Source organism: Pseudomonas sp. R3-18-08, from assembly GCF_003852065.1.
Taxonomy (GTDB): Bacteria; Pseudomonadota; Gammaproteobacteria; order Pseudomonadales; family Pseudomonadaceae; genus Aquipseudomonas.
This window is the reverse complement of record NZ_CP027729.1, coordinates 5,717,464-5,729,906: the sequence shown is the minus strand read 5'-3', so window position 1 is coordinate 5,729,906 and position 12,443 is coordinate 5,717,464. Positions and strand designations below refer to the sequence as shown.

7 protein-coding genes are annotated in these 12,443 nt (G+C 61.9%); all 7 read right to left on the bottom strand.

The features are described 5' to 3' along the window. Positions 1–105 precede the first annotated feature (105 nt). The 7 genes from C4J92_RS26530 to aspA all read right to left on the bottom strand — a co-directional run bounded on the left by C4J92_RS26530 (position 106) and on the right by aspA (position 12,436). Positions 106–1,197 carry a polyamine ABC transporter substrate-binding protein gene (locus C4J92_RS26530; protein ID WP_124405701.1) on the bottom strand — a complete coding sequence of 364 codons (1,092 nt, stop codon included), beginning with the start codon at positions 1,195–1,197 and terminating at the stop codon, positions 106–108. Beyond that, complete coding sequence (locus C4J92_RS26525; protein ID WP_124405700.1) at positions 1,194–2,228, bottom strand: histone deacetylase family protein; 1,035 nt, start codon at positions 2,226–2,228, stop codon at positions 1,194–1,196. Before C4J92_RS26525 ends, C4J92_RS26530 begins: the two co-directional genes overlap by 4 nt. A gap of 157 nt (positions 2,229–2,385) precedes the next feature. Continuing rightward, the gene (locus C4J92_RS26520) at positions 2,386–3,378 is read right to left on the bottom strand and encodes an AraC family transcriptional regulator (protein ID WP_124405699.1); all 993 of its coding nucleotides are present in this window, start codon (positions 3,376–3,378) and stop codon (positions 2,386–2,388) included. 48 nt (positions 3,379–3,426) lie between these two features. Then, a complete protein-coding gene (locus C4J92_RS26515) occupies positions 3,427–8,004 on the bottom strand; it encodes a dermonecrotic toxin domain-containing protein (protein ID WP_256657437.1) in 4,578 nt (1,525 codons plus the stop codon). A gap of 114 nt (positions 8,005–8,118) precedes the next feature. Then, positions 8,119–9,096, bottom strand: a complete 978-nt coding sequence (locus C4J92_RS26510; protein ID WP_124405698.1) for an asparaginase — start codon at positions 9,094–9,096, stop codon at positions 8,119–8,121. 77 nt (positions 9,097–9,173) lie between these two features. After that, complete coding sequence (locus C4J92_RS26505; protein ID WP_124405697.1) at positions 9,174–10,619, bottom strand: sodium:alanine symporter family protein; 1,446 nt, start codon at positions 10,617–10,619, stop codon at positions 9,174–9,176. A gap of 392 nt (positions 10,620–11,011) precedes the next feature. Then, positions 11,012–12,436 carry an aspartate ammonia-lyase gene (aspA, locus tag C4J92_RS26500; protein ID WP_124405696.1) on the bottom strand — a complete coding sequence of 475 codons (1,425 nt, stop codon included), beginning with the start codon at positions 12,434–12,436 and terminating at the stop codon, positions 11,012–11,014. Positions 12,437–12,443 lie beyond the last annotated feature (7 nt).

Sequence of the window (12,443 nt, the reverse complement as noted above, 5' to 3'; positions counted from 1 at the left end):
CTTGCGAGCAGTCGAACGAGAGAGTCGCAAGGTAGTGTCCAAAGATGCCCTGGGGACGGTAGATAGATAAAACAGCCAGGGCGCGCAGTCCCTGGCCGACGCTTATCAGGTGCCGGACTTGATCTTGCTCCAGGCGCGGGTCCTGGCGCGTTCGGCGTCGCGGCCCAGGGGTTTCAAGGTGTAGAGCGTGGCCATTGCCGCCTCGGTGGGGTACAGGTTGGGGTTGTTGCGGATCGCCGGGGCGACCTGCAAGGTGGCGTCCTTGTTGGGGTTGGGGTAGCCGACGAAATCGCTGATCGGCGCAATCACCTGCGGTTGCAGCAGGTAATTGATGAAGGTGTAGGCGTCCTGCGGGTTTTTCGCGCCCTTGGGAATGGCCAGCATATCGAACCAGATCGGCGCGCCCTCCCTGGGCAGGCGCATGTCGACGGTCACGCCGTTCTTGGCCTCCTTGGCCCGGTTGGCCGCCTGGGAGAAGCTGCCGGAGTAGCCGACGGCGACGCAGATGTCGCCGTTGGCGATATCGGCCATGTATTTGGAGGAGTGGAAGTAGGTGATATACGGCCGAATCTTCATCAACAGCGCTTCGGCTTTTTCATAGTCCTTGGGGTTGCTGCTGTTAGGGTCCAGGCCCAGATGCTGCAAAGCCAGGGGCAGGATCTCCGAGGGTGAATCCAGCAGCGCGACGCCGCACTGCTTGAGCTTGCTGATGTTCTCTTGCTTGAAGATCAGGTCCCAGCTATCCACCGGTGCATCGGCACCCAGCGCGGCCTTGACCTTGTCCGGGTTGAAGCCGATCAGGATCGTGCCGTACATGTAGGGCACGGCGAATTTATTGCCCGGATCGTTAGCCTCGATCAGCTTCATCAGCTTGGGGTCCAGGTGGTTCCAGTTCGGCAATTGGCTGCGGTCCAGGGGTTGGAACACACCGGCCTCGATCTGCTTGGCCAGGAACACATTGGATGGCACCACCACGTCGTAGCCGGCGTTGCCGGTGAGCAACTTGGCTTCCAGGGCTTCGTTGGTGTCGAAGATGTCGTAGACCAGCTTGATTGCCGGGTTCCGGGCCTTGAAGTCATCCAGGGCCTTGGGCGTGATGTAGTCGAACCAGTTGTAGACCCGCAGGGTTTTTTCTTCGGCGTGGACGGCGCTGCTCAACACGGCGGCGCAGAGCACAAGCGACTTGAGCGTGTTCATTCGATTGACCCCTCAAAACCTTCGAGAACGTTGACGGCATTGATGCCGATTTCTTCCACGGCGTAACCGCCTTCCATCACAAACAACGTCGGCTTGCCCAGGCGCGCGATACGCGCACCCATGACAAGGTAGTCCGGGCTGTCGAGCTTGAACTGCGAGATGGGGTCGTCCTTGAAGGTGTCCACTCCCAAGGAGACCACGATAACGTCGGCGCCATACCGCTCGATTTCCATGCATGCCTGTTCCAGGGCGGCGCTCCAGGTGCCCCAGCCGGAACCGGCCGGCAGCGGGTAGTTGAAATTGAAGCCTTTGCCGGCGCCTTCTCCCAGCTCGTCGGCATAACCGAGGAAAAACGGAAACTCTGCCTCGGGATGCCCGTGGATCGAGGCGAAGAGCACGTCACTGCGTTCATAGAAAATCGATTGAGTGCCATTGCCATGGTGGTAATCGACGTCGAGTATCGCGACCTTCGCGTGGCCCTGATCGATAAAGGCCTGGGCGGCGATGGCAGCGTTGTTGAGGTAGCAATACCCGCCCATCAAGTCGCTGGCGGCGTGATGCCCCGGTGGTCGGCACAGGGCGAAGGCGCTGTGGGCGCCGTGTTGGATCGCCTGTTGCGCGGTCAGCGCGACCTGCGCCGCGCTGTAGGCCGCTTGCCAAGTGCCAGAGGTAATCGGTGCGCCGCCGTCGAAGCTGTAATAGCCCAACTGGCCGTGCAGGCTGGTGGGCAGTACGCGGCGCAAGGTGCGGGCGGGCCAGGTGTAGGGCAACAGGTCGCCGTCCTGGCCGAAGGTGGTCCAGCGTTGCCAGGCGCCTTTGAAAAAATCCAGGTAGTCGCGGCTGTGGATGCGCTGCAATGGGGCCAGGCCGAAGTCCTGAGGCGCCTGCACCGGGCCCAACTCGCGCTCGTTGACGCGCTGCAGTACGTGGTCGGCGCGCGAAGGCATTTCAAAACAGGGCATCAATTGCCCGTCCATCAATTCGCAACGGCCGTGGTGCAGGTGATGATCGTCCGAGTAGATCGTCAGCATTGTTGTTGTTCTCCGCAGGCTGAGTGGGGTGCCTTGCAGTGTTGCGGCGTGCGCAGGTTTGGAGAACGGCAGGAGCGGCCAAAAGGAGATAAATAAGGCCAAAGAATGTGTCCGCTATTCGCCCCTCAATGGCGCGGCGGCGCCCCAGGCCTGTGCGTCACGGCCGGAACTGACTGGGCGCCACGCCGCTCCAGCGTACGAAGGCATGCCGGAAACTGGCGGTTTCGCTGAAGCCCAACTGCTCGGCAATGCGGTAGATCGGCAGTTTGTCCTCCCCCAGCAGTTGCTTGGCCTGCTCGAAGCGCAGCTCGTCCAGCAGTTCCTGGTAGCTGCACCCCATGGCATGCAGGTGTCGGCGCAAGGTGCGCGGTGAACAGTTCATCTGCTCGGCCAAGCCATCGATGCCGGGGGCGGCGTTCAATTGCGCCGCCAGTAACAGGCGCACCCGGCCCAGCCAGGCCTGGCGACCGGTGAATTCGGTATTTTGTTTGCGGCAGCGCTCGGCCATGGCGCGGTGGGTGATGGCGTCGGCCAAGGGTAACGGTTGCTCGAGCCAGTGCCGGTCGAAGGCAAAGGCATTGGCGGTGGCTTCGAATGTCAACGGGCAGTCGAAGCGCTCGGTATAACGCGCCTGATAGTCCGGCGCGCTGTGTTCGAAGCGGGCACCAAGCAGTGGCAGGGGCCGGCCCAGCAAGTCGTCACAGATGACTTTTAACGAGACCAGGCACAGCTCGACGTTGAATGCGGTCAGTGCCGGATTTTCCCGATAATCACTGGCGGTGAACCAGATGCGTTGGCCGTCTTCTTCCAGGTTCAACTCAAACAGTGTTCCCAGCAGCGCCGGGTAGCGCAGGGCCAGGCGCAAAGCGTCACCGAAGGTGGCACTGGTGAGCAGCGCATAACCGAGCATGCCGTAGGACGACACGTGCATGCGCCGCCCCAATTCCAGGCCGATATCGCGGCGCAAGGCCACGGCGTTGGCACACACGCGCATCTCCTGGTTGGTGGTGATGCGCGTGTCGGCGCGGCTCAGGTCCGCGCCGCAGATACCGCTGCCGGCGAGCAATGCGTCAGCGGCCACGCCTTGGGCCTTGAAGGTGTCAAGCACCAGGGCAACCGCGTTCAGCGTGGTCAGGTGCGAGTGCAGCATGGGCGGTTCCTGCCGGGGTTTGGCAGCAAGCAGCAAGGAGTGTGCCGGTCAGTGGTCGAAAAATAAGCGCTTGGCGGCTTCCAGGCTGATCTCGCTACGGAAGTAGGCAATTTGCTGCTGCTCGGTCAGCCCTTGAATGGAATCGGCCGACGACCCTTTTTGGTATTCCTGGAGTGTCTTCAACCGCGCGGAAATAAAGGACTTGTCCGGCGTCCAGGCCGCTGAGTAATGAAAGTGCGCGTACCACAGTACCTCATGGCTATAGCGCTCGCTGATGGTGTATTCATCCAGGTAATCCGGCACGGTGTTCGTGAGCCGGCGCCGCTTGATGACCTTCTTGATGATGACCGCGTTGCGATCTCTGAGCCATTCAATCCCGGTGGTGGTCGGCGCACGTTGCTTGATCATTTGCATCATGTGCGAGGATGCGAGTTTATAAAGCTCCCGTGCTGCTTCGTGGAGTTGTTTGCCGATGCTGGCCGCCGAATTCGAGTGGATTTCTGTGACAGTGTTGTGGGCCAGCGCCCTCTCGATGTGTCGGTTGGTTTCTTCCAGCAGCAAAGCGTGACGGTGATACAGGTACTCGATACCGACGGCGGTGCGATCTGGCTTGTTCTTTTGTTCGACAGCGCGCCGTTTGAAGGCAGTCAGACCGTCCAGCAGTGCCTGGCCGTGGTCCAGGCTGACCTGGATGTCGGGGACGACATCCTCGCCTTGCGAGGTGGTGACGCGCTGCAACCACACGTTCGGGCTTTTCTCATGGAAGGTTGCGATGACCTGCTGGGTCAGCGGCGACTTGATATCCACCAGGTTGGTTTCAAGGCCAATGGGCGTCAGTCGCGGTTCACCGATCAGCACACCGTTGTAACGGGTGTGGATGAACTTTTTCAGCGGCCTGGGCGGTGTCGGCGGTGGCGTCGGACGGTTTCTGAAGGCGTCGCGTTCGACGTGTAACAGGCTCAAATGATGCAGGGCCTCCTGGGAAAATTCGCGCAGCTTCAGGCGCAGGCCTTGCAGCGGGTCCGAGAGGACCAGGGCGGGAAACTCCTGGGGGAAATCCTCCAGGCGTTCATCGATGACTTTGAATTGCTCGATCAGGCTGCCCAATGAATCGATGCGCTCATCCAGACGTGATTCGCTGCGCTCGTGCAGGGTGTCGCACAAGGCCTGGACTGAGAGGTCGGCGCTGTCGACGATCTCATCCATGACCTTCCAGGCATCGGGTTCGGTGGCTGCGCTGGCTTTTTCCAGACACAGGTTGCGCGCCAGGGTCACTTGCAGCGCCTTGAGGTCAGTGCTGGTGTAGGCTGGCAGCCGCTTCCTGGCGTCCTGGATCAGGCGCTGTCCATCCAGGGCCAGGGACCGCAGTTGGGCGAAGCGCGTTTGCGTGTAATCCAGGCGCGCGATCATGTCCTCGCTCAGGTCGGTCATTTCTTGAGCGCCCGCCACCTCGCGCTGCCCGGATTCGCGGCTCTGGCGTTCGATCTGGTCCAGGGTGGTCTTGAGCTTGGGAGTAAAAAGGGTTTGCGCTTCGCGGATTCCGGCTTCGTTGAGTTCCAGTTGCGCGCGTACGTAGCCCAGGGCCTTTTGTTGATAGTCGGGCACCGAGGTGAACACGTTCAGGCGCTTGAGTTGCTGCAGCGCCGTTTCATAGTCGGCGCTCTGGGTGCCGAGCTTCTGCAGGTAGAGTTCGCGCTTGGCGGCGGCGGAGGTTCCAGGCGCTTCGGTCATGGCCCGATGGGTTTGCTGCAGCTCGCTTTGCGCGGTTTTTTTCGCATTTTCGAAAGCCACCAGTTTGTCGCGTACTTCGGCGGCCTGCAGGGTTGCTTCGGCTTTCGCCAGCTTGAGCATCTGTTTGGGGCCACCGCCGCGCAGGCGCAAACGAGTGTCGATAACCCACTGGCCCGCCGCGCTGTGAAACAGCGTCGGGCCTGTTCGCTCGGGCTGCTGCGGGTCGATGATCATGACGGTATCGTTCTCGTCCACGGCGACTTCAAACCAGCGTTCGCCGACCTGGGCGTAGTACTTCTGGTCGTGCCGGGTCAGGTGTTGGTGCGGCCCCTGGTTCGTTTCGACGGTGCTCGGCTCGTGCGGCTTGCTCACCTTGAAGCTGTCCAGCACACGGCCCAGTGTGGCTGGCGCCCGATTGACCGCGCCGCTGGTGTGCAGCCATCGCGCATGGCCGGCTGGCAACTCATGGGTGGCAATCGTTTCCAGTTGGAGGGTTTCCACGGTGGGCAGCGGCGCTGGCTTGATGAGCGTGGGCTCGGGCTCCCGGCGACGGCCCGCAGGCCGCAGGCGCGTGCTGATGTGCAGGGTAATTGCGGTGGCGAGGTTGAGCAGCACATCGGTGAGCGCCGCCCATTGCGCGGGTTTTGCGCCGTCCTCCCAGGCAATCACGAACTGTTGCACTTGCTCGACGACCTGCCAGATCCAGGCGCCGGTTGCCACGGTCGGGCTGGCAAACGGCAGCGCGGCGTTGAGCAGCGTCCAGCCGGCATGCTTGAGCGTCTCCCAGCGGTTTTCCGCATTCGATACCGACTGGCGATCGGCGAGCTTGATCAGGGCGTGGGCATTGGCCTCATAGAGGCTGGCAAACAGATCGCCGTCGAGCGTGCGTTCACCCAGGCTTATCGGTCCGCTCATGGTCCATTGCGTCGAGGTGTCCACCAGAAAGTCCGCGACGGCCCACGGCGAGGGCAGTGCCCCAGGGAACACATAATTGGCGTAATGGTTGCGCACGGCGTCGGGCAGCCACGCCAGCACTGACTTGCGCAGGTCGGGGGACTGGGCGATGGCATACATCAGGTTGGCGTGGGAAGGGTATTGGATCAGGGCCGGGTCGAACTGCGGCCGATACAGCAGGCAGGGGCCGGCGGAAGAACCCTTCGCGCCGATCACGTACATGTTTTCCACCTCGTCGCGCGAGCCATCGCTGCGGCGTTGGGGCACAAAGGCCAAGGGCCGGATGACAATGTCTTGCCCGTCGACCTTGCGGTCCCTGGTATCGGCCTGCATCGCGGCGGCGACGTAGCGGTAGCCTTGTTCATCAATCCCGTGTTCGCGACGAATCTTGCATTGCAGGGCCAGCAGCGGCAGTTGGATGCGCAGGTGGTGGGCGTAGAGACGCTTTCGCCGTGAGGCTTCGCTCTTGATCTCCAGCAGCTTGCTGTTGATCAATGCCGGGTACTGCTTGCCGATATCTGCCTTGCTGACAAGGCTTTCCACATAATCGACGGTCATCCATTGCGGCAACGGTCGCTCATTGCTTTGGAGCAGCGTTTTGTTGCCCAGCGGCACCGCGATCAGGTTCTGCAGGGCCAGTTCGCTGAGGCTGAAGGTGGTGGTGTCCGTCTGTCCCGGCACGGTGAAGGTGCCCCACACGACCAGGCTTTGAACCCGGATGCTGAGCTTGTCCAGCGGCAGGTGCAGCGCCTCTGGATGCTCCTTGAGCATTTCGGCCTTCAGCGCCTCAAGCGCATATTGCTCGATGGGCGGGATATCGTCCTGGTAGGACTTGCCCAGGTTCATGCTTTGCAGGGCGGCCAGGTCTTTCAAATGCCGCGAATAGAAACCCAGGTCAGAGAGAGAGGCCTGCCGCAGCCAGTCCGGCAGCACTTGCCGGTACCAATCCAGGGGCGGCCCGTTTTTGGCGATCTGCTCGGGGGTAACCAGCGCCGGTGCCGTCTCGGGTTCATCGTCGATGGAAAAATCCTGGGTGCCGATGGCCTCGATCTGCAAGGCGATCAGGCTGCAGGCCTGGTGGTCGAAAAAGTCGCCGGTCGGTTCGAACAGCCGCCACTGGATTTTTTTTCGCGTGGCCGACGGGCTCAGCCGGTCCGGCAGGCTCTGGCCAAGTTGCTCCAGCGAGGCGAATTTTTCATACCCCTTGAGCAGGGAGTAGGTGAGGATAATTTCGCGTTCGTCCCGTCGACCGATCAGTACGGCTGTCGAGCACTCGTTCAAATGCGTGACTTTTGCGTCGTCGACCTGATCGATGTCGATCAGGCACGCTCGCAGGTTGTAAGGGTCATTGAGCCGCCCGCTACGGGCCGGGGCGTGAAACAACAGGCGAGCCATGGCGCAGTCGTCGTCATCCCAGCCGTCCACCCTCTGAACATTCCACGCTGCCCGCAATGAGTTGGAAAACCCATGCCAGCGCGGGCCGTCGTCGGTGCTGTGGTTCCAGAATTCCACCTGCTGTTCCTGGAACGCGGCCGGCATCACCGGCGCCAGGGTGTTGAGGGTGTGGGCGATGTCGACAATGCGCACGGGCAGCAGCATCGGCGGGTCGGTCAGCGGTTGCTGGGTGAGGAAGTGTTCGCCTTCAATGTACGTTGTCGTCCCGCCGACTACGGACTGTCTGGCCAGGATGTCGCTGAGGGTTTGATAGAACGTCAGCCCGGGGACGATCTTGTCCTCGACGATTTCCCAGGATGGGCTGCCGACCAGACTGAGGTCGGGATTGATGTCGAGTGCCGGGTACTGCTCTTGTAAGGTCTGGCGCAACAACACTGAGGCCACTTCTCTGAATGAGGGCCGTGCAGTGAGTTGGGTGAGCAGGTCCAGTGTCAGGTCCGCAGGCTTGACGGATGGTTGCTCAAAAGTTCGGCTGTGCGTAGTCATGGGGCATCCTGTCTGGCGGGTTGATGGAAGCGACCCGAGGTCTCCACTCGGGTGTTCCATGCTAGGTACCGGCCAGTCAGGGCAGGGGGTGATTATGTAGCGGTCGACGCTGGCTCAGCGCAGCTCCCCACACAGGTCCAGTTCGACCAGGCGGCGGATATCGGCCGTGGCCAGCCCGGCGCCCAGCAAGGCGTTGAGCTTGCCGAAGGCCGCTTCGCGGGTCATGCCGCCGCCCGACAACACGCCCACGCCGCGCAGGCGGCTGCCGGCTTCATACACATCCAGTTCCACGCCGCCTTCATGGCATTGAGTGATGGCGACTACCACGATGCCCAGGTCCTGCGCACGTTGGAGGCTGGCGAGAAACGCCGGATTGTCGCTCGGCCCGGTGCCGCTGCCGAAGCATTCCAGGATCAGCGCGCCGATCCCGCTGTCGATCAGCGCATCCAGTTGCCCGGCGCCGATCCCTGGCACCAGCGGCAACACGCCGACGTTGGCCAGGGCCTTGGGCTGGCGGTAATCCAGGGCGGCGGGAAGTGCTTCTGCCTTGGCCGCGCCGCCGTTGCGCTGCAGCGCGGCGAAGGGATGGCGCCCAAAACTGCGGATTTTCGCGCAACGGGTCGGCGCCATCAGCGCGCCGTGGAAGTACAGGTGCACGCCCGGTGCCAGGCCTTCGCCCAACGCCACCAAGGCGCCGCTGACGTTTTCCCAGGCATCGCTGTCAGGCACGCCGGCGGGCAGCATGGAGCCAGTGAATACCACCGGCACCGGCAGGCCCAGCAGTTGAAAGCTCATGGCTGCTGCGCTGTAGGCCAGGGTGTCGGTGCCATGCAGGATCAGCACCGCGTCGCAGCCATCGTCCACCGCTTCAACCACGGCGGTGCGCAGGCGCTGCCAGTAAGCGGGGGTCATGTTGGCGCTGTCGATCAGCGGCGACATTTCCCGGAAACGCCAGGCGGGCGCTTGCAGGTTGGCGAACTGGTCACGCATGCGGGCTTCGAATCCGGAAGCGGGTGCCAGGCCATTGGCGCTGGCCTGCATGCCGATGGTGCCACCGGTGTAGAGCACCATGACGTTATTGGCTGGTTGCATTTGAAAATCTCCTGAACGAAAAACGCCGCCGGGCCCAGAGCATGCCCAAGGCCAGGCGGCGTGTCATCTGTCTACGCTCAGCGTTGCAATTGAGCGTTCAATTCAGCCGCCGGGGTCGCTTGCGGTTTTACCGGATTCGCCGGCCAGGCCTTGCGGTCCAGGTCCAGATCAGGGAACTGGCTGGAGTCGAACACCGGGGTCTTGATGCCTGCGGCGCGCTGGTTGTCGTAGTCGTTCAGGATGCGCATGGCGATCTTGAACAGGAACGCCAGGGCGAACAGGTTGACGAACGCCAGCATGGTCATGGTGATGTCGGCGAAGGCGAACACGGTGCCCAGGTTCTCGATGGAACCCCAGAAAATCAGCACCAGCACCAATGCGCGGTAGCCCATCAGCACCTTGCGGTTGTTGCCGACCAAAAAGCGCAGGTTGCTCTCGCCCAGGTAGTAGTTGTACATGATCGAGGTGAACACGAATAACGCCAGGGCCACCGAGATGAACATGCGGCCCCAGTCTCCCACCACTGCCGCCAGGGAGTTCTGGGTCAGGGCAATGCCGTCGCCTTCGAAGCCTGGGGTGTAGAAGCCGGACAGCAGGATCAACAAAGCGGTGCAGGTGCAGATCACAAAGGTGTCGAGGAACACGCTGAACGCTTGCACCACACCCTGGGCGATCGGGTGTTCCACCGACGCCACGGCTGCCACGTTAGGCGCGCTGCCCAGGCCGGCTTCGTTGGCGAACACGCCGCGTTTGACGCCCATGATGATCGCGCTGCCCACCAGGCCACCGAAGGCCTGGTCGAGGCCGAACGCGCTCTTGACGATCGTCGCGAGCATGGCCGGCACGTGGTCGAATTGCAGCACGATCACGTACAGGGTCACGGCGATGTAGACCAGAGTCTTGACCGGCACCAGCAGGTCGGCGATCGAGGCGATACGCTTGATCCCGCCGATGAACACCAGGCCCAGCAGCACCGCCAGCGCGAGGCCGGTGTAGGTGGTGTCGAGGCCGAAGGCGTTATTCAGCGAGTGGGTCACGGCATGGGCTTGCAGGCCGTTGAAGGCGAAACCGAAGGTCACCAGCAACAGGAACGCCATCACCATTCCCAGCCAGCGTTTGTGCAGGCCGTGCTGGATGTAATAAGCCGGCCCGCCACGGTAGGTGCCTTCGGCGTCGGTGCGCTTGTACAACTGGCCCAGGGAGCACTCGATGAAGCTCGAAGACATGCCCACGAGCGCGGTGACCCACATCCAGAACACGGCACCCGGGCCACCCAGGGTTACGGCAATGCCGACACCAGCGATGTTACCGGCACCCACGCGGCCGGCCAGGCTGAGCATCAGCGCCTGGAACGAGCTGAGTTGGCCGGAGCTGCTCTTCAGGCTGTCTTTAAACACCGAGAACATGTGGAAAAAGTGACGCAACTGCACGAAACGCGAGCGAATCGTGAAATAACCGCCGAGCCCGACAATGAGCACGATCAGTACTTTCCCTGAGAGGAAGTCGTTGATGACTTCGAGCATGGAGTGTTCCTCGCTGATTTTTCTAATGGCAAACGCAGGACGGTCCGACACATCGTATGGCACCAGGCAGTGCACGACGTTCGACCCCAATCCTTTTGCGGGTGTTGTTATTCATGCGGTTTCGCGTTGTACCCGGGCCTCGTTACCGACGGCCGCAGACGCGAAGAGGGGCGGCACTATACCTAGGCGAATGTGATCCGTCTGCCTGGGCCGATTAAAGGTTTCAGCCAAGCCGTTACAGGAGAGGTGGGTTTGCGGTGCGATATTGGATTTTTTATGGGCGTCATTTCACAACCTCAGAGCAAAAAAAAGGGCCTGAAGAACGAGCCTTCAGGCCCTCAAAAGGTGAGAGGTGTCTAGTCCCTCAACCTGGTGAGCGGTGCAACAAACACTTAGGCCTTCAACGGGACCAAGCGTGGAGCGATCATGTTTTCGGGGCGCAGGATGTCGTCGAGCATGGCGTCGTCGAGCAAGCCTTCTTCGCGCACCAGTTCCAGCACGCCGCGGCCGCTTTCAAGGGCGATGCGCGCGATGCGGGTGGCGTTTTCGTAGCCGATGTAAGGGTTCAGCGCGGTGACCAGGCCGATGGAGTGTTCCACCAGTTCGCGGCAGCGTGCTTCATTGGCGGTGATGCCGACGATGCAATGCTCGCGCAGCATGTCCATGGCGCGTTGCAGCAGGCGGATCGAGTCGAAGATCTTGAACGCGATCAGCGGCTCCATCACGTTCAACTGCAGTTGGCCGCCTTCGGCTGCCATGGTCAGCGCCAGGTCGTTGCCGATGACTTGGAATGCCACCTGGTTCACCGCTTCCGGGATCACCGGGTTGACCTTGCCGGGCATGATCGAGCTGCCTGGCTGGCGTGCCGGCAGGTTGATCTCGTTGATCCCGGTACGTGGGCCGCTGGACAGCAGGCGCAGGTCGTTGCAGATCTTCGATAGCTTCACGGCGGTACGCTTGAGCATGCCCGAGAACAGCACGAAGGCGCCCATGTCGGAGGTGGCTTCGATCAAGTCAGCAGCCGGTACCAGCGGCTGGCCGCTGATCAGGGCCAGGCGTTGCACGGCCAGGGCCTGGTAGCGCGGGTCGGCATTGATGCCGGTACCGATGGCGGTGCCGCCCAGGTTCACTTCGGTCAACAGCTCCGGCGCCAGGGTTTTCAGGCGGGCCAGGTCTTCACCGAGGGTGGTGGCGAAGGCGCGGAATTCCTGGCCGAGGGTCATCGGCACGGCGTCTTGCAATTGGGTACGGCCCATTTTCAACACATGCCCGAACTCGACGCCTTTGGCGGCGAACGCCTGGATCAGGCTGTCGAGACTGGCCAGCAGCGCGTCATGGCCCAGCAGCAGACCCAGGCGGATCGCGGTCGGGTAGGCGTCGTTGGTCGACTGCGCCATGTTCACGTCGTTGTTGGGGTGCAGGTACTGATACTCGCCTCTCTGGTGGCCCATGGCCTCCAGCGCGATGTTGGCGATGACTTCGTTGGCATTCATGTTGGTTGAAGTGCCGGCGCCGCCTTGAATCATGTCCACCACGAACTCTTCGTGGAAATCGCCGCGGATCAGGCGGGCACAGGCTTCGCTGATAGCCGCGTGCTTGGCTTCGCTGAGTTGGCCCAGTTCGCGGTTGGCGTCAGCGGCCGCTTGCTTGACCATTGCCAGGCCGACCACCAATTTCGGGTAATGCGAAATCGGAACGCCCGAGAGGCGGAAGTTATTCACCGCTCGCAGGGTCTGGATGCCGTAATACGCTTGAGCGGGTACTTCGAGTACGCCAAGCAGGTCTTTTTCTGTGCGGAATGATGCAGCGGAGGACATGACGGAA

What these genes read in the sequence shown, in the direction of transcription:
- C4J92_RS26530 (WP_124405701.1), bottom strand. Translation starts at nt 1,197, where the DNA reads ATGAACACGCTCAAGTCGCTTGTGCTCTGCGCCGCCGTGTTGAGCAGC.
- C4J92_RS26525 (WP_124405700.1), bottom strand. Translation starts at nt 2,228, where the DNA reads ATGCTGACGATCTACTCGGACGATCATCACCTGCACCACGGCCGTTGC.
- C4J92_RS26520 (WP_124405699.1), bottom strand. Translation starts at nt 3,378, where the DNA reads ATGCTGCACTCGCACCTGACCACGCTGAACGCGGTTGCCCTGGTGCTT.
- C4J92_RS26515 (WP_256657437.1), bottom strand. Translation starts at nt 8,004, where the DNA reads ATGACTACGCACAGCCGAACTTTTGAGCAACCATCCGTCAAGCCTGCG.
- C4J92_RS26510 (WP_124405698.1), bottom strand. Translation starts at nt 9,096, where the DNA reads ATGCAACCAGCCAATAACGTCATGGTGCTCTACACCGGTGGCACCATC.
- C4J92_RS26505 (WP_124405697.1), bottom strand. Translation starts at nt 10,619, where the DNA reads ATGCTCGAAGTCATCAACGACTTCCTCTCAGGGAAAGTACTGATCGTG.
- aspA (WP_124405696.1), bottom strand. Translation starts at nt 12,436, where the DNA reads ATGTCCTCCGCTGCATCATTCCGCACAGAAAAAGACCTGCTTGGCGTA.